Genomic DNA, 18,829 nt, shown 5'->3' with positions numbered 1-18,829 from the left:
TATATTTTTTAAAACTTATAATAAATAATATACAACAGTCACACTACTATTTTAAAAATTAAAATGAACATTTTTTTGGCAAATCCAAGAGGATTCTGTGCAGGAGTAAAAAGAGCAATTAGTATCGTTAATACAGCACTAAAAATTTGGGGGAAACCTATTTACGTAAATCATGAAATAGTACACAATACTCACGTAATAAACTATTTAACATCGAAAGGTGTAATTTTTAATAAAGATATTAACTCTATTCCATGTGGTTCTATTCTAATTCTTTCGGCACATGGAGTTTCAAAAAGTTTTAAAAATCAAGCTATAGAAAGAAAACTTAAAATTATTGATGCTACTTGTCCATTAGTTAAAAAAGTTCATAAAGAAGTAAAAAATGCTAGCAAAAAAGGTTACGAAGCTATACTTATAGGAACTTCAAAACATCCAGAAATAGAAGGGACTTTAGGTCAATATACAAATGTGAATGGTCACATTCATTTAGTAGAATCTATTTCCGATATCTACAAAATCGAAATAAAAAATTCAAAACAATTAATGTACATGACTCAAACTACATTGTCCTTAGAAAAAATAAATCCTATTATTAAAGAACTCAAAAAAAAATATCCTTTCATAAAAAATTCAAAAACTTCAGATGTTTGCTACGCAACTATAAATCGACAAAATGCCGTAAAAAAATTATCAAAAATATCAGACATGATCATTATAATAGGTTCCAAAAATTCTTCTAATTCGAATCAACTTTTTGAATTAGCAAAAAAGTCAGGAAAATATTCAATCATGATAGATTCTAAAAAAGAAATAAACTTAAAACAATGGCATGAAAATACCAAAAGCATTGGAATAGCTTCAGGTGCATCTACTCCCAATATTGCTATTAAACAAGTAATCAAAGCTCTTAATAAAATAAAAAAAACAAAAGTTCAAAATATGCCTGGATTAAAAGAAAAAATCCTTTTTGACCTTCCAAAAGAATTACAAAATATACAAGTGTAAAAATATTTTTTTAAAAGGATAACAAATGCAAATTCAACCGTTTAAAATTGCAATTTCAGGTGCTCTAGGAAAAATGGGAAAAAATTTGATTAAAGAATTATATACAAATCATTACAAAGATATCTCTTTAAGTGCTGCCATAGTAAAAAAAGGAAATAACTTAGTTAAGAAAGATATAGGAAAAGCGATAGGAATAGGAAAAATCGGAATTTCGATTACCGATTCTATAAAATCGAAAGAAAATAATTTTGACTTACTCATAGATTTCACTAATCCTAATAACACAATAAAAAATTTAAATTTCTGTGCTCTAAACAACAAAAAAATCGTTATTGGAACTACAGGATTTTCCGAAGCACACATAAAAATAATTAAAACATTTTCAAAAAGCATTGGGATTGTAATTTCACCAAATTATAGTATAGGAATAAACATAATATTAAATCTATTAAAGAAAACTACTCCTATTATAGGAGAAAAATTTGACATAGAAATTGTTGATATACACCATCGAGAAAAAAAAGATGCTCCTTCTGGAACATCAATAGAAATAGGAAAAGTCATTTCAAAATCCATGAATTGGAACTTTCACGAAAAGGCAATATATTCAAGAAACAACAGAACAGAAAAAAGAAAAAATAATGAAATTGGATTTTCTAGTATACGTGCTGGAGATATAGTAGGAGAACATAAAGTTATTTTTGCAAATTCTGGAGAACAAATTGAAATTACACATAAAGCAACGAATAGGTTACCTTTTTCAAAAGGAGCTATACAAGCTGCACAATGGTTAATGCTGCAAAAAAAAACAGGATTATTTAATATGTCTAATGTACTTAATATATAAATGTATTTGATATGAAATAATGTATTGTATTATACACAAACATAAGAAGACTGACTAAAAAGAAATTTACATCCATCAACTTTTGTTGGAGAATATCTTGAATATAAATACATCGTCGCTATCAAATGCAGCTTTAATTTTAGAAGATGGAAATATATTTTTTGGAAAACAAATAGGAATATCAGGAGAAACATTTGGAGAAATAGTATTTAACACGTCTATGACTGGATACCAAGAAATTATAACAGATCCTTCTTATTCAAATCAAATAATTACATTTACTTATCCACATATAGGAAACGTTGGTGTTAATAAAAATGACTGTGAATCTAATATCGTCTATGCAAATGGAATAATTATCCGAGACCTCTCAATAGTTTCGAGTAACTATAGAAGCGAAGGAAGTTTACTAACATACTTGAAAAAGAAAAAAATTATTGGAATTTCTGATATTGACACTCGAAAATTAACAAAAATAATTAGAATTTCAGGATCGCAACTCGGTTGTATTATTGCGCACAAAAAAATTAAGATTTCTAAAACATTACAAAAACTTAAACAACTAAGTCATTCTAAAAAAATAGATCTAGTACAAATAGTAAGTACAAAAACCCAATACACATTAAATAATAAAAATTTCAAAATTAACAACATTCCAACAATTAAAAATATCAAAAAAAAATCTAAAACTCGAATTGTAGTATACGATTTTGGAGTTAAACAAAATATATTAAAAATATTGATTAATCAAAAATGCCATATAACAGTAGTACCAGCACAAACTTCTGCTAAAGAAGCTATGAAACTATTACCAAATGGTATTTTCTTATCAAATGGTCCAGGTGATCCAAGACCATGTTATTATGCTATAAATGCAATTAAATCGTTTTTAAAAATAAACATTCCAATTTTTGGAATTTGTTTAGGACATCAACTTTTAGCTCTAGCTAATGGAGCACAAATAACAAAAATGAGATTCGGGCACCATGGAGGAAATCATCCCGTAAAAGAACTTTGTTCTAATAAAGTTATGATCACTTCTCAAAATCATAATTTTACAGTAAATCCTATAGATCTTCCTAAAAGTATTGAAATAACACATATTTCTCTTTTTGATAAAAGCATACAAGGATTACGTATAAAAGACAAAAACGCGTTCAGTTTCCAAGGTCATCCTGAATCTAGTCCTGGACCACATGATGCATTATCACTATTTGAAAATTTTATAACTCTTGTAAAATCTTGCAATTATAATATTGCAAATAAAGGGGAAAAATGCCAAAACGTACCGATATAAAAACTATTTTAATACTTGGATCTGGACCAATCGTTATTGGACAAGCATGCGAATTTGATTATTCTGGAGCGCAAGCATGTAAATCTCTTAAAGAAGTAGGATACAAAATTATTTTAATTAATTCTAATCCAGCCACCATTATGACTGATCCCGATATAGCGCATGTTACATACATCGAACCTATCCATTGGACAACAATTTTAAAAATTATTCAAAAAGAACAACCAAACGCTATTCTACCCACTATGGGAGGACAAACTGCTCTAAATTGCGTTATAGATCTTAATAATCATGGAATATTAAAAAAATATAGAGTAGAAATTATAGGAGCTACTATTAAATCTATAAAAAAAGCAGAAAATAGAAAATTGTTTGAAAAATCTATGAAAAAGATAGGGCTAAAAACCGCAAAATCGGAAATTGTTCACAATATATCTGAAGCATTAAAATCAATTAAAAAAATAGGTTTTCCAGCTATAATCCGACCTTCTTTTACAATGGGAGGAAGTGGCGGTGGAATAGCATACAACTATGAAGAATTTAAAAATATTTGTGAAATAGGATTCGAAACATCTCCATCTAAACAATTACTAATTGACGAATCTCTAATCGGATGGAAAGAATACGAGATGGAAGTAATGAGAGACAAAAAGGACAATTGCATTGTTGTTTGTTCAATAGAAAACTTTGATCCTATGGGAATACATACTGGAGATTCTATTACAGTTTCTCCTGTTCAAACACTAACAGACAAAGAATATCAAGCAATGAGAAATGCATCAATATTGATATTAAAAGAAATAGGAGTAGAAACTGGAGGAGCCAATGTTCAATTTGCAATAAATCCTAATAATGGAAAAATGATAGTGATTGAAATGAATCCTCGTGTATCTAGATCATCTGCATTAGCCTCTAAAGCTACAGGTTTTCCTATTGCAAAAATTGCTGCTAAATTATCAGTAGGATATACCTTAGATGAATTAAAAAATGACTTAATAGGATCTACAATAACTGCTTCTTTTGAACCTACTATGGACTATGTAGTTACTAAAATACCAAGATTTAATTTTGAAAAATTCTCGGGATGTAATGACCGATTAACAACACAAATGAAATCTGTTGGAGAAGTTATGGCAATTGGCAGAACTTTTCAAGAATCTATACAAAAAGCTATAATGGGATTAGAAATTAACGCAAGCGGATTTGACCAAAAAATAAAAAATACTAATAATACATCAGATAATATTAAAAAAATCCATCGTGAATTGAGAGAAGCTGGATCAGATAGATTATGGTATATCGGAGATGCTATTCGTATAGGAATGTCTATAAATGAAATATTTGACTTAACACTAATTGACAAATGGTTTTTAGCTCAAATCAAGGAACTAATAGATATAGAAACTCATATTACGAACATAGACATAAAAAATATTAATTACTCGTACTTAAGATTACTAAAAAGGAAAGGATTTTCTGACTTAAGAATTTCTATTTTGACCAATAAATCTGAAAAAGAAATTAGAAATATTAGACATAATTTACATTTACATCCAGTATATAAAAGAATTGATACCTGTGCGGCAGAATTTAAAAGTGAAACAGCCTACATGTACTCTACATGGGAGGATGAATGCGAATCTAAACCAATTCATCATAATAAAAAAATTATCATTTTAGGAGGGGGTCCTAATAGAATAGGACAAGGAATCGAATTTGATTATTGTTGTGTACATGCTTCGTTAGCTTTAAGAGAAGATGGATTTGAAACTATTATAATAAATTGTAATCCAGAAACTGTATCTACTGATTACGATACTTCTGATAGATTATACTTTGAACCAATAACTTTAGAATCTATATTAGAGATTGTTAGAATAGAAAAACCTCATGGAGTTATTATACAATATGGAGGTCAAACACCTCTAAAACTAGCAAAACAACTAGATAAAGAAGGAGTCCCCATAATAGGAACAAATCCAAATTCTATTGATAAATCAGAAAATCGAAAAAGATTTCAAAAAATTGTGTCCGCTTTAGGACTTATACAACCTGCTAATGCTACCGTAATAAATATACAAGATGCTATCCTAAAATCGAAATCTGTTGAATATCCAATTATGATTAGACCATCATACGTTTTAGGTGGAAGATCCATGGAAGTACTATATAATGAAAACGATTTAAGAAAATATTTTAAAAACACTGTAACACCGAAAAACAAAAGTCCCATTCTATTAGATCATTACTTAGAAAATGCAATCGAGGTAGATGTAGATGCTATTTGTGACGGAGTTCATACTTTAATTGGAGGTGTTATGGAACACATTGAACAGGCTGGAATACATTCTGGAGATTCCGCATGTTCTCTTCCTGCACATACTTTAAGTAAAAATATACAAAACATAATTAGAGATCAAGTAAAAAAACTTGCTTTTAAACTATCTGTACGAGGATTAATGAACGTACAATTCGCAATTAAAAAAAATATAGTGTACATATTAGAAGTGAATCCTCGAGCATCACGAACTATTCCTTTTGTTTCAAAATCTATAGGAATCGCACTAGCAAAAATAGCTGCACGAGTAATGACTGGTACTACTTTATTAAAGCAAGGTTATACAAAAGAAATTGTTCCATCTTACTACTCAGTGAAAGAAGTTGTACTCCCATTCAATAAATTTCCTGGATCTGCTCCCATACTAGGACCAGAAATGAAATCTACCGGTGAAGTAATGGGAATAGGAAAAAATTTTCCAGAAGCCTTTGCTAAAGCAATGTTGGGTGCACAAACAAGCATAAAAAAATCAGGAAGAGCTTTACTTTCTGTCAAAAACAGCGATAAAGCAAAAATTTCAAAACTCGCTAAAAAACTCATAGAAATTGGATTTAAATTAGATGCTACTACAGGAACTGCGAAAATATTACAAGACAATGGGATACAAGTCAGAATAGTCAATAAAGTAAATGAAAGGAGACCGCATATACAAGATCGACTCAAAAACGGTGAATATACTTATATTATTAATACAAGCGATTGCAACCAAGCAATAATAGATTCAAAAACAATTTGCCAAATTGCATTACAATATCAAGTGCATTACAATACTACTTTAAACGGAGCTTATGCAACTATCATGGCTATTAATGAGAATCCCTCAAAAAACGTAATGTCTATACAAGATAGGCATAAAAAAAATTTTAAATAATAATTTAAATATAAAATGTACTTAAATCCTATCCAATAAATTCAAATTTTTAAAAAGATACATTTATGAACATTAGTATTATTGCAGCAATATCAGAAAACTTAGTAATTGGAAATAATAATTCAATACCTTGGAACTTACCGAAAGATTTAAAATGGTTTAAAGAAAAAACAATAAATAAAAGTATAATTATGGGTAGATTAACTTGGGATACTATCAAACATGAGTTACCAATGAGGCAAAACATAATTTTAACTCGTAAATTTATAAAAAATTATAATAACGTTTACTTCGCTAACTCTATACAAAATGCTATCAAATTAGCAAAAAACAAAAAAGAAATAATGATTATTGGAGGAGGACAATTATATTCTCAAATGTTGTCGTATGCTAACAAATTATATTTGACAAAAATTAAAATTAACATTAAAGGAGATACTTACTTTCCAAAATACCAACATATAAAATGGAATAAAATATTCTTAGAAAATCACGAAATTAATGAAAAAAACAAATATAACTTCCAGTTTCAAATATTAGAACGATCAGAATAAAAAATGATATTGATCTTAAATTTAATTAACACTCATTTCAGAATTTTGTCGAAACCATCTTTGATCTTCAAAGCGAAACATACTTAACGTTCCTCCCCAACAACAACCAGTATCCAAAGAAATAACATTTTTTGGAGTAATATTATGTTTTAACGAAGCCCAATGACCAAAAAACAAAAAGTAATCTTTTAAACTTTCATTATTTATTGAGAACCAAGGTAACATAGGAAATGTATCTTTAGAAGGCGATTGTTTATGTTTCATGTCTAATGTTCCGTCGCAATAACAGTATCGCATTTTTGTAAAAACATTTAAATTAAATTTTAAAAGTTCTAATTCATCAGAAAAATCATCAGAATATCTAACTACAGAACTATTGAGTATACTTTTTAAAAATTTTGTATAATTATGACCACACAAAACGTATTGCAATTTTTGAGAGTAATTAATAGATAATTTAACATTCCAAAAAGGATGAATACCAGCATGAACCATAATAATTTTTCTAATTTTATCAATTTGTAAAAAAGGTTGCTTCCGCAACCAATAAATTAAAAAGTCTATATCTTTAGATTCTAAAATCTTTAAAATAATGTCATTCTTAAAATTTTTGCATTTAATATTTGCATAAGTAGCGATCAAATTTAAATCATGATTACCTAAAACTACACGTGCACTAGAACCTAATGAAGAAATAAAACGCATAACTTCAAGAGATTTAGAACCTCTATTCACTAAATCTCCAGTAACCCATAAAGAATCTAACTTTTTGTTAAAAGAAACCTTTTCCAATAATTTCATTAACTCATTGTAACATCCATGGATGTCACCTACAAAATACGTACTCATATTTTTACCTAAAATACTTTTTTTTTGAAAAACATTGTTAATTACTATAAAATATAAATTTTAATTTTTATTCACTTATACAATTTGACAATCTGCAATATTGCTCTATCGATATATTCTCAGCACGCAATGTAGGATCAATTTGTAAATTTATTAACTCATTTTCACTAAAAAGCTCAAATAAACTATTTTTTATTATTTTTCTTCTATTTCCAAATGCTAAAGAAGTAACTTTAATTAAAGATTTCAAATTTTTAAGATAATATTTTTTTTTTTGGTAAGGAGATAGTCTTAAGAAAGTAGAACTAACTTTTGGAATCGGTCTAAAAGATTCTGGAAAAACATCAAATAAATGTGTTATATTACAAAAATATTGAGAAATTATACTTAATCTACCATAATGTTTCGTATTCGGAAAAGCTAATAATCTATTTGCTACTTCTTTTTGAAACATAAAATGCATATCATAAATATTTTTGTATTTAAAAAGATGAAGTAACAACAAAACTGAAATATTATACGGTAAATTTCCAAAAACTCGTACAGAATTATAATATTTATTATCTATATGCGAAAAATCAAATTTTAAAGCATTTTTAAAAAAAATTTTTAAATTTTTTACATCACTAAAATAATTTAATAATCTATTAACTAAATCTATGTCATACTCTACTAAAAACAGTTTGTTTAAATATTTGTACATGTGCTTTGTTAATGCACCTAATCCTGGACCAATTTCTATCATAGTTTCTGTATTTTTTGGATTAATACTATAAACAATACTATTTATAATATCATTATCTATTAAAAAATTTTGACCAAACTTTTTTTTTACAATATGATGATTATATTTCAATTTAGCCATATTAGTTGATTAAAAGTTAAAAATTAAATTACTATAATCAATGTATCTTTAAAATATATTTAACAAAATTACTAACGATGTAATTATATCATAAAAATATACATTTCTCGATTAAGTAAAAAAATTATATATTAAAACTGTTTAAATAATTAAAAAATCTGAAATTTTCAAAATAAATATTAGCAATATTAATAAATAACACTTTCTTGAGGTTAAAAATAATTATTTATACTATACCATATAGAAAATAAAAATAAAAACTTAAATAAAATTTTAAAATTTAAAGTATTATTAAAAAATAAAAATTCTACTTAAAAATAAAAAAAATTAAAATATATAAAATATCAATTTAAAAAATCAATATTATTATTTGACATAAAAAATTTATAAAAGTTTATTTTAAATTTTATAAATATTGTTAAAACCACAATATACTCTGTCGCTATTAAACATTTTATAAATAAAAAACGAGAAAATATGGAAGACTGGTTTTTATATTTAATAAAAAAATCTATTTTTTATTCGTTTCCTATTGTAATGACTGTAGCATTTTTAGAATCTTTAGCTTTAGTAGGTTTATTCCTTCCTGGAATTTTATTTATGGCAGCTTTAGGAACGCTGATTGGAAACGGAACATTAAATTTTTATCCAGCTTGGATAGCAGGATTTATCGGTTGTATATGTGGAGATTCGATATCATATTATCTCGGTTGGAAATTTAAAAAATATTTAAATAATTTTAATTTATTAAAGAGAAACAAAAAGACACTGTGCAAAATACAAAGTACTCTAAATAAATATACTGTATTTACAATTCTCATAGGAAAATTTGTTGGACCTACCAGACCTTTAGTACCTATGGTTTGTGGAATGCTTAACATTTCTTTAAAAAAATTTTTTTCATCTAGTATATTTGGATGTATATTATGGCCTCCAGTGTATTTTTTCCCAGGAATTATAGCTGGAATAGCAATCAACACTATAAAAATTAAAAATAACCCATACTTCAAAATTTTTTTAATTATATCTGCTATATTAATTTGGTTAATTTTATGGAAAATTTGGAAAATATTAAAAAAAAATAAATATTAATAATAATTTAACATTACATATTTGCATATTCTAAAGTACGAATGAATGATACTCTCAAAAAATATAAAATTTAAAGTTCATAATAAGAGAAAATAAATCATTCTATTAAGCTTAAATTCAACTAATTCTTGAAAACCAAAATTTATCGGCACGAAATATATTGAATTCTTAATAACTAAACATTAGTACATATAAGAATATTCAACGTGCCGATTTTTAAATAATTGCTATATTTTAAAAAAATCCATGTGCAAAATTTTAGACTTAAACACGTGCCGTTGTATAGATTTTATTTTAACTTTATGTTCTATTTTATCTATTATAAAAATTAATTCTTTTTCATAAAAATTAGAATTAGATATAATTTTAAAAATTTCGTTATGATCTAATTCTATACAGATGTTAGGTTCTAAATGTCTATATATCACAGCCGGGAATTTATTTTTCAAGCGTAAACGACGACTAGAACTTGTACCTTCTTTTTTTCGTCTAACAACATTAATAATTATCATTTCTCTCAACTTATTAAAATTAACACACTATTATTTATTTTTTAAGATGTTAAAATACTTTCATAAATTTCAAAATTTATTTTTACAAAAATATATTTAACATATTAAATTTCTAAAGCATATATTACATTTATAATGAGTTTAACCAAGCGATTTCTTCTTTCCATAATTTTTTGTCTGTAGTTTCTAATATAATTGGAATTCCTTCACAATTAACATTTTTAATAATCCATTTAAAAGCTAATCTCCTAATGTTGCCTTTTCCTAAGTTATGATGTCTATCGATACGACTTTTAAATTTTGATTTAGAATCATTAAAATGCATACCACATAAATAGTTAAGTCCTATAACATTATCAAAGCTTTTAAAAGTTTTTTCACATAACGTTTTTGTACGCAAATCATATCCAGAAGAAAATAAATGACATGTATCCAAGCAAACGCCAATGCGATTCTTATCCTGTATTTTGTTAATAACAAAAATTAGTTGTTCAAAAGAATAACCAACGTTTGTACCTTGACCTGCTGTATTTTCAATAATTAATTTTACTTGATTAGTTTGTTCTAATGCTAAATTAATAGAGTCAGAAATTTTTTCCAAACAATCCTTTTCACTAATTTTATTTAAATGACTTCCAGGATGAAAGTTTAACAATTTTAGTCCTAAACTTTGACATCTATTTATTTCATCAATAAAAGCTAATCGAGATTTTTTTAAATTATCATTATAGGGATTTCCTAAGTTAATTAAATATCCACTATGAGGCAAAATTTGAGATGATGAATAATTAAACTTTTTACATGCATCCTTAAAATTATGAATACTTTCGTATTTTAACGTAGATGTAGTCCATCTTAAAGGATTATTAGTAAAGATAGCAAAAGCTCTTGCATTTAAATCTTTTGCTCTAATAACTGCCTTATCCAAACCACCTGATGTACTAACATGTGCACCTATATATTTCATCATAATTCCTTTAAAATATTATTTCAGTTTTTCTAAACTAAAAATATTTTTAATATTATTTTCAATAAGTTGATTGTAAAATGTTATCAATAAAAAGAATCAATTTTAGAATAATATGAAATGTACAAAACTTATTATTTTTAATTGAACTCTTTTAATCTAAAGAATGTTAAAAAAACATAAAATAAAAATACTATAATTAAACCGGAAAAAAATGCAAAATCCTAAAACACTTTATCAAATCATTCTGACATTAAAAAAATATTGGCACAATCAAAATTGCGTAATCATTCAGCCACTAGACATACCTATAGGAGCTGGAACCTTTCATCACAAAACGTTTTTTGGAACAATTGGACCAGAACCTATTTCTATTGCATATACACAAGCATCAAGAAGACCATCAGACGGACGATATGGGGAAAATCCTAATCGATTACAACACTATTATCAGTTTCAGGTAATTATAAAACCTTCGCCAAATAACATTCAAGATATATATATAAAATCACTAAAAGCTTTAAATATAAATTTAAAAACTAACGACATACGGTTCATAGAAGACAACTGGGAAAATCCAACTTTAGGAGCATGTGGACAGGGATGGGAAATATGGATAAATGGAATGGAAATTACACAATTTACTTATTTTCAACAAATGGGTGGGCACAGTTGTAATCCTATTACTACAGAAATAACTTATGGTTTAGAACGAATTGCATTACATATTCAAAATAAAAAAAATGTATACGATATTTCTTGGAGCAACAATCAAAAAAACACTACTTATAAAGATCTATTTTTTCAAAATGAATTAGAACATTCTATATACAATTTTGAATATCCTAATTCTGATATTTGCTGTAAATTATACACAATACATATAAAAGAAGCAGAGAAACTATTAAATTTGTCTAAACCTCTAATACTTCCAGCCTACGAACACGCATTGTACGGAATACATTACTTCAACTTATTAGATGCTAAAAAAACTTTCTCTACTACAGAACGCCAAAAATATATCTTACACATTCGAAATGTTACAAAAGATATTGCTTCAAAATATTATCATTTTCGAAAAAATTTAGGGTTTCCACTTATATAAAAAACAAAACAAGAGATAAAACAAGATATGAAAAAAACATTTTTGATAGAAATTGGAACAGAAGAACTACCCCCAAAATCCCTAAAAAACATAGCTAAATCTTTTTTTGAAAACATGAAACTATCATTAAAAAAAAATAACATAAAATATGAAGAAATATTATGGTTTGCTACGCCAAGAAGAATAGCTGTAAAAGTAGAAAAAATGAGCATAAATATACCAAAAATTACAAAAAAATATAGAGGACCTTCTATTACAAGTGCTTTCGATAATTCAGGCAACCCCACTCAAATAACTAAACATTGGATGAAAAAACTAGACATTACAATAAATCAAACAATTCGAATACGAGATAAAGAAAAAGAATGGTTATTTTATGAAAAAATAATAGATAATCAAGACATTAAAAAAAAACTTCTGAATATATCTGATTTTTCAATAAAAAATATTTCTCACATACCTACTTTTATGAAATGGGACAAATCTAATGTACAATTTTCTCGACCTATTCGAAATATAGTAATGTTATTAGATAACGAAGTAATAAAAGGAGAAATGTTAGGATTGCATATTAATAGATCAATTTTTGGACATCTTTTTATAAAATCTAATATAAAAATAGATATTTTAAATGCAAATGAATATCCCGAAACATTATTAAAATCTGGAAAAGTTATTGCTGATTATTCTTTGCGGAAAAACAATATTAAGAAAAAATCTGAAGAAATTGCTAATTCTATTAAAGGCTATATCAAGATAAAAGATATTTTCTTAGAAGAAATAACATCATTAACAGAATGGCCAACTATAATTTTAGCTAATTTCAAAAAAAAATTTTTAAAACTTCCAAATGAAGTACTAATTTATATTATAGAACATCAACAAAAATGTTTTTCTATATATGATAAAAACAATAATAAACTTACTAATAATTTTATTATTATTTCTAATACTGCATCAAAAAATCCCAAAAATATTATTTTTAGAAATATTAAAATATTACATTCTCGATTTTCTGATGCAGAATTTTTTTTAAAAAAAGATAAAAAAATACCATTAATTGCATATCAACCATTTCTAAAAAATATTATCTTTCAAAATTCTTTAGGATCTTTATTTGAAAAAATAAATAGAACAAAAAAATTAATATCTTGGATAATACAATTTACTCATGCTGATTTAAAAAGTTGTATACAAGCAACAAATTTATGTAAATGCGATTTAGCAACCAACATGGTATTCGAATTTCCTGACATGCAAGGAATAATTGGAATGTGTTATGCACTATACAATGGAGAATCACAAAACGTTGCAATAGCTATTAAAGAACACTATTATCCTAGGTTCTCAAAAGACACTGTTCCAAAAGATCCAACTTCTTATTCTTTAGCACTAGCAGATAAAACAGATACATTAATAGGCTTATTTGCTATTGGAAAAAATTCTATTTCTGGAAATAGCGATCCATTCGCTTTACGTCGATTAACTATTGGAATTATTCGGATCATTCTTGAAAATAATGTACTCATAAATCTATTAGAACTTTTAAAAAAATCGTTAGATATATATGTAAATATAGAAAATAAACCTAGAGTATTAGAAAAATTAAAAATATTTGTTTTAGAAAGAGTATATTTTATATATATAAAAAAAAATTATACCTCATCTATAATTAAATCAATATTGTCATGCAATAACATGCAATTAATAGATATAGATCTTCGAATAAAAAACATTGCTAATAAAACAAACTCAAACATATTAAAATCATTAATCAAAACACATAAAAGAATTTCTAAAATGTTAATATCGTCTAAAGAAACATTATATGAAAAAATAGATTATAAACTTGTTAAAGAAAAAGAAGAAATAAAAATAATAGAATTACTCATACAAATAGAAAAAGAAATTGAGGTTTATCTTGAAAAAAAGGACTACAACTCCATACTTCTAGAACTCCACAAGTTATGTGATCCTTTTTGTAACTTTTTTAAAAATATCCAGATAAAAAGTGATATTTATTCTATTAAAATAAATCGATTAACTATATTAAAAAAAGCAAAAAACCTTTTTTTTAAAATAGCTGACTTTTCATTTTTATATTAAAACTGAATTATATACTAATTAATGACTAACAATATTGTTTGTTTAATAAAAAAATGTGAATTAAAAATATAATATGATTTTTATAAAGTGCTAATTTATTATATTTAAAAAATTCATATCTTCATTTAAAAAAAACATAATATCGCTGCTACTGAAAAAGTAGTAGCTAAAAAATCAAAAAATTCTTATTACACTTTAAAAAAATAAAATTGTAAGCAATAAATTATATAAAGAATATTTTTGTAATAACATTATCCAAAAATAAGAGTAATACATTTAGTACACGTAATTCTAAACTTAAATTTCTTGAAAATTTTAGAAATATAAAATTTTTTAATAAGTAAATATTATAACAATAATATGTAAAAAAACTTTTTTAAAAAATATATTAATTTTACTGCTATAGCAAAAAAATAATCAAAAATAAAGAATAACTAACAAAATCAAAAAAACTAATTATTTTAAAGCATAAGAAATTTTATATATTTTTTATATATATAATATATAAATCTATAAATTTTAATTAACGTATAAATTGAACTTAAATGTTCAATATGATTTATGATAATAACTAGCTTTTTCAAGTTTTATAAGAAACACACATATATAACCTATAATTTTTTACTCTTCCTATACCTTTTTAAGAAAAAATGTTAAAATTAATGAAAAAAATAATATAATAGACTTTACATCTATAAAATAATTAAAATTACATTAATAACGTTTAAGCACACTTAAAAATGTTAAAAAATAATACTAATGTATAATTTAAATTTATATTAACTAAAAAATATACCTAAATCATCCATTACAAAAGTAAAATCTATAACATGTATATCTACATTTATTGCTATAAAGTCATATTGTCTCAATATTTTTAATGATATAAAAAATTCTAAAACATTTACACTATTTTAAAATTTCTTAAAATAAGAATTAATAACAACTTAATGAAATCCTATTATTGTACTAATAATGAGAGTTATTCTATCTCAAAATCATTTTAAAATCCAAAAAATTTTACAATAATATAATTAAAAATTTACTAAAAAATCGTAAAATTTAGAATTAATAATCATAACACATCACAATTTTCATCTTTTTATCATCATATTTGAATAATGTTTTCTAAAACACAACCGAAAAAATTTTATTATGTTTAATAAACTAATATAAAAAATATTTTTAATATCAATTTTAAATTAAAAACAAACTTAATATTTCAAATTTAAATTCAATTTTATTAATCACCAAAAATTTCAGAACCAAATAACACTCTATATTACAAAATACAAGAACTATCTTGTCCTTAAAAAATTTATTAAAGTTAAAAAAGTTAAATACAAATCAAAATTAAAAAAATTATTCTCAATAAACGATAGTTTGTATTAATAATTTAAACACAAAAATAACTATCTATCAAAAAGAAATTCTTTTAAAGAGTTAACATTTTAAATAATTTTCAAAGTACCTTTAGGTAATATTGACAAAACATAATCACTTTTTATTAAAACTTCAACGTTCTTGTTCAATTCCAATATAATATATCCAACTGTAGTGATTTTTTTAATCTTTCCCAAAAACCCGCTAGAAGTTAATATTTCATCACCTACAACAAGAGACTCAAGAAGCTTTTTATGTTCTTTAATTTTATTATTCTGTGGTCTATAAATTATAAAATAAAAAATTAATGCGAAAAATAATAACATTGCTAATAAAGAATACAGGCTATTATTATGAATATTATTGTCAAAAGCAAAAGCATCAGAAATTAAAAGGTTCATAACGTTTTCCTCATATTGAATATATATTAAAAATTTTTTAAAATTATTAAACCTATAATATATACAAAATTCATTTAAAAACAAATATAAAAATACACTAATATCGAATACTTTCTTTAAAAATTTAAATTTCAAAAAAATATTAACTTCCTAATATTAAAGAACTATTTTATTGATATATACATGCGATAAACATGTTCAAAATTATATTTTTGTAGAAATCACTGTGCGACACTTTTTCTTAAAACTGCATTAAATTTTGATTCCAATGTTGCAATACATCGTTTTAAAATTTTTGAAATTTCTTCTTCTGTGAACGTTTTTTCTTTATTCTCTAATACTAATTGAAAAGCTAAACTTTTTTTACCTATTCCTATATTACTTCCTCGAAAAACATCAAACAGAATTATATCAACAATATTCTTAAAAAAAGAATTTTGAAGTTCTAAAATAATATCTCCTACAGCAATAGTTTCATCTACAATAATAGAAATATCTCTAATACTTCTTGGATACTCAGAAATTTTTTTGAAACACGTACTATTTAAAGAAGCAATATCATCCCATATTAACTCAAAAACGATAGTTCTGTCTTTTAAAGATAACCTTTTTTCTAAATGTGGGTTAATAGTTCCTATCATTCCCACCATTTTTTCTTTAAAATAAATAGCAATACTTTGGTTAGGATGTAATCCTGGAACTTTAAAACTTTTAAATTTTACTAAATTCAATTTACCAAGTAAATCTAAAATAGATTCTACATCACCTTTAGCATCATAAAAATCCGCTTTTCTATCTATAACATCCCAATGAAGATCATTTATACGTCCACTTAATATCCCAGACAAATACATACTCTGTTTAATACCTAAACGTTCTTTTGGATCTTTCATAAAGCATAAACCACTTTCAAAAAAGCGCAGTTTTTTCTCTTGTCTATTCTGATTATAAGACACAATTGACAATAAACCAATCCACAAAGAAACTCTCATAGATGACATTTCTCGAGAAATAGGATTAGACAAACACAATAAAGGTATGTCAGGAAATAATAATTTTTGAAGATCAGGATTAACAAAACCATATGTAATAATTTCATTATATCCTCTATCAACTAAAAACAATTTTATTCTATTTAGTAAAGTATCTGACTCATCGTTACATGGAACATTGTAACATGTAGACATAGGAAAAATAGGGACTTTATCATATCCATACATTCGAAATAATTCGCTAATAACGTCTTCTTCTATATTAATGTCAAATCTCCAACTAGGAGGCTGTACTAACCAATATTCACAACCTTTATTTAAAATTATCTTAAAACCTAATTTTATTAAATAACAACTCACTGACTCATCACTAATGACACATCCAGTAATTTCATACAACTTTTTTCGGAATAGTTTAATGAATTTTTGACTAAACTTTTTTTTAAAGTCAACTTTCCCTATAACATTACTAACTCTACCACCACAAAATTTTGTAATTAAATAAGTAGCATATTCTAGAGCTTCCGGCTGTATACTAAAATCTATACCTCTATCATAACGTTCTGTAAAAAAATTTTTACATCCATAATGATGATACTTTTTAAAAATATCTAAATTATTGTAAGATGCACAACCCATAAATAAATTATTTGATTTTAAATTTACTTCAGAAACACAAGAATAAATATGCCCACCTAAAGCTAGTACTTTCTCTTCATCCGTAATTACTATTGAATTATTTTCGATAACAAGATTTTTATTTTTATTAACTAAAATAGTTTCACCTTTATAAGATCGACGTATAACAATTTTTTTTAAAATACTATCAAAATTTATAATATATAAAGGTTGACCTACTTCTATTAGTACATAATTAATAATGTTAGCAATTATATTAGAAGGTTCTATAGAAGAACGTTTTAATTTTTCTAATATCCAAAAGGGAGTATTCTTATTGACATTCACATTACTTATAATACGTCCAAAAAATCGTAAACATACGTCTGAAGCATCAATTAGTATTTCTGTTTTTTGAAAATTGTCCACAGAATTTAAATATTTTTTTAAACGAGGACTAGATAAATTGTTCAATACTGCAATATCTCTTGCTATCCCTAGTATACTTAATGCATCTGAACGATTAGGAGTACTACTGATTTTAATAATATTATCATCTAAAGATAAACATTTGTTAACATCTACACCAACCTCGCAACTAAGTGGCAAAATTATAGTATTTTTTTTAAAATTTATAATACCAATATCTTCACAAAAACAAATAATTCCTTCACATTCCAAACTTCTCGAACGTATTAAATTTAGAAATTTATCATTAAACAATTTAGAATTCTCAGTAGCTATAATTACTTTCATCCCTTTTACAACATCAAAATATCTTGATGCAACTGTAATAAACTTATTATTACCAATATTCACTTTTATCAATAAAAATTCAATAGAAAAGAAATTTTTTGAACGTTTAACTACTTCACCGACAATTAAATTGGTACATACATTTGAAATTTTAACAACTTTTTCCACTTCCAATCCTAATTTTGTCATTTGATCACATAATGAATCAGTATCGACAGTAGGATTTATCCATTCTCGAAACCACTGTTCACTAAATTCCATTATAAAA

At 25.0% G+C, this 18,829-nt stretch carries 14 protein-coding genes; 8 read left to right on the top strand and 6 right to left on the bottom strand.

The window, feature by feature from the left end; all coding sequences use genetic code 11:
- The first annotated feature begins 63 nt into the window (after positions 1-63).
- The 5 genes from ispH to folA all read left to right on the top strand — a co-directional run bounded on the left by ispH (position 64) and on the right by folA (position 6,915).
- Complete coding sequence (gene ispH / locus XW81_RS00695) at positions 64-1,008, top strand: 4-hydroxy-3-methylbut-2-enyl diphosphate reductase (protein ID WP_075473957.1); 945 nt, start codon at positions 64-66, stop codon at positions 1,006-1,008.
- Positions 1,009-1,033: 25 nt separating this feature from the next.
- Positions 1,034-1,855 carry a 4-hydroxy-tetrahydrodipicolinate reductase gene (gene dapB / locus XW81_RS00690; protein ID WP_075473956.1) on the top strand — a complete coding sequence of 274 codons (822 nt, stop codon included), beginning with the start codon at positions 1,034-1,036 and terminating at the stop codon, positions 1,853-1,855.
- A gap of 103 nt (positions 1,856-1,958) precedes the next feature.
- A complete protein-coding gene (gene carA, locus XW81_RS00685) occupies positions 1,959-3,152 on the top strand; it encodes a glutamine-hydrolyzing carbamoyl-phosphate synthase small subunit (RefSeq protein ID WP_075474422.1) in 1,194 nt (397 codons plus the stop codon).
- The gene (gene carB / locus XW81_RS00680; RefSeq protein ID WP_075473954.1) at positions 3,131-6,361 is read left to right on the top strand and encodes a carbamoyl-phosphate synthase large subunit; all 3,231 of its coding nucleotides are present in this window, start codon (positions 3,131-3,133) and stop codon (positions 6,359-6,361) included. The genes carA and carB overlap by 22 nt, the downstream gene beginning before the upstream one ends.
- Positions 6,362-6,426: 65 nt before the next feature.
- A complete protein-coding gene (gene folA / locus XW81_RS00675; RefSeq protein ID WP_075473952.1) occupies positions 6,427-6,915 on the top strand; it encodes a type 3 dihydrofolate reductase in 489 nt (162 codons plus the stop codon).
- Positions 6,916-6,936: 21 nt separating this feature from the next.
- Here the strand turns inward: folA and XW81_RS00670 are convergent, their stop codons facing one another.
- Positions 6,937-7,764 (bottom strand): symmetrical bis(5'-nucleosyl)-tetraphosphatase, encoded by an 828-nt coding sequence (locus tag XW81_RS00670; RefSeq protein WP_075473951.1) that lies wholly within the window; start codon positions 7,762-7,764, stop codon positions 6,937-6,939.
- 67 nt (positions 7,765-7,831) lie between these two features.
- Positions 7,832-8,629, bottom strand: coding sequence for a 16S rRNA (adenine(1518)-N(6)/adenine(1519)-N(6))-dimethyltransferase RsmA (gene rsmA, locus XW81_RS00665; RefSeq protein WP_075473949.1), 798 nt, complete (start codon positions 8,627-8,629; stop codon positions 7,832-7,834).
- 477 nt (positions 8,630-9,106) lie between these two features.
- Here rsmA and XW81_RS00660 point away from each other — a divergent pair, with 477 nt between their 5' ends.
- Complete coding sequence (locus XW81_RS00660; protein ID WP_075473948.1) at positions 9,107-9,721, top strand: DedA family protein; 615 nt, start codon at positions 9,107-9,109, stop codon at positions 9,719-9,721.
- Positions 9,722-9,948: 227 nt separating this feature from the next.
- Here XW81_RS00660 and rplY read toward each other — a convergent pair whose 3' ends face one another.
- On the bottom strand, positions 9,949-10,233 hold the full coding sequence (gene rplY, locus XW81_RS00655) for a 50S ribosomal protein L25 (protein WP_075473945.1): 285 nt from the start codon (positions 10,231-10,233) through the stop codon (positions 9,949-9,951).
- A gap of 130 nt (positions 10,234-10,363) precedes the next feature.
- Complete coding sequence (gene nfo / locus XW81_RS00650; protein WP_075473943.1) at positions 10,364-11,200, bottom strand: deoxyribonuclease IV; 837 nt, start codon at positions 11,198-11,200, stop codon at positions 10,364-10,366.
- Positions 11,201-11,414: 214 nt separating this feature from the next.
- Between nfo and glyQ the strand changes: the two genes are divergently transcribed.
- Together glyQ and glyS are read left to right on the top strand one after the other, a co-directional pair.
- On the top strand, positions 11,415-12,305 hold the full coding sequence (gene glyQ, locus XW81_RS00645) for a glycine--tRNA ligase subunit alpha (protein ID WP_075473941.1): 891 nt from the start codon (positions 11,415-11,417) through the stop codon (positions 12,303-12,305).
- A 27-nt stretch (positions 12,306-12,332) separates the two neighbouring features.
- Entirely contained in the window at positions 12,333-14,411 is a 2,079-nt protein-coding gene (glyS, locus tag XW81_RS00640) for a glycine--tRNA ligase subunit beta (protein ID WP_075473939.1), read from the top strand.
- Positions 14,412-15,862: 1,451 nt separating this feature from the next.
- Here glyS and yajC read toward each other — a convergent pair.
- Positions 15,863-16,195, bottom strand: a complete 333-nt coding sequence (yajC, locus tag XW81_RS00635) for a preprotein translocase subunit YajC (RefSeq protein WP_075474421.1) — start codon at positions 16,193-16,195, stop codon at positions 15,863-15,865.
- A 221-nt stretch (positions 16,196-16,416) separates the two neighbouring features.
- Positions 16,417-18,822, bottom strand: a complete 2,406-nt coding sequence (gene pheT, locus XW81_RS00630; protein WP_075473936.1) for a phenylalanine--tRNA ligase subunit beta — start codon at positions 18,820-18,822, stop codon at positions 16,417-16,419.
- Between the last annotated feature and the right edge of the window lie 7 nt (positions 18,823-18,829).

Source organism: Buchnera aphidicola (Schlechtendalia chinensis) (assembly GCF_001648115.1).
Lineage (GTDB): Bacteria > Pseudomonadota > Gammaproteobacteria > Enterobacterales > Enterobacteriaceae > Buchnera_B > Buchnera_B aphidicola_N.
Note: the sequence above shows the minus strand (reverse complement) of the source record. Positions and strands in the feature narration are given on the sequence as shown.

What these genes read in the sequence shown, in the direction of transcription:
- ispH (WP_075473957.1), top strand. Translation starts at nt 64, where the DNA reads ATGAACATTTTTTTGGCAAATCCAAGAGGATTCTGTGCAGGAGTAAAA.
- dapB (WP_075473956.1), top strand. Translation starts at nt 1,034, where the DNA reads ATGCAAATTCAACCGTTTAAAATTGCAATTTCAGGTGCTCTAGGAAAA.
- carB (WP_075473954.1), top strand. Translation starts at nt 3,131, where the DNA reads ATGCCAAAACGTACCGATATAAAAACTATTTTAATACTTGGATCTGGA.
- folA (WP_075473952.1), top strand. Translation starts at nt 6,427, where the DNA reads ATGAACATTAGTATTATTGCAGCAATATCAGAAAACTTAGTAATTGGA.
- XW81_RS00670 (WP_075473951.1), bottom strand. Translation starts at nt 7,764, where the DNA reads ATGAGTACGTATTTTGTAGGTGACATCCATGGATGTTACAATGAGTTA.
- rsmA (WP_075473949.1), bottom strand. Translation starts at nt 8,629, where the DNA reads ATGGCTAAATTGAAATATAATCATCATATTGTAAAAAAAAAGTTTGGT.
- XW81_RS00660 (WP_075473948.1), top strand. Translation starts at nt 9,107, where the DNA reads ATGGAAGACTGGTTTTTATATTTAATAAAAAAATCTATTTTTTATTCG.
- rplY (WP_075473945.1), bottom strand. Translation starts at nt 10,233, where the DNA reads ATGATAATTATTAATGTTGTTAGACGAAAAAAAGAAGGTACAAGTTCT.
- nfo (WP_075473943.1), bottom strand. Translation starts at nt 11,200, where the DNA reads ATGAAATATATAGGTGCACATGTTAGTACATCAGGTGGTTTGGATAAG.
- glyQ (WP_075473941.1), top strand. Translation starts at nt 11,415, where the DNA reads ATGCAAAATCCTAAAACACTTTATCAAATCATTCTGACATTAAAAAAA.
- glyS (WP_075473939.1), top strand. Translation starts at nt 12,333, where the DNA reads ATGAAAAAAACATTTTTGATAGAAATTGGAACAGAAGAACTACCCCCA.
- yajC (WP_075474421.1), bottom strand. Translation starts at nt 16,195, where the DNA reads ATGAACCTTTTAATTTCTGATGCTTTTGCTTTTGACAATAATATTCAT.
- pheT (WP_075473936.1), bottom strand. Translation starts at nt 18,822, where the DNA reads ATGGAATTTAGTGAACAGTGGTTTCGAGAATGGATAAATCCTACTGTC.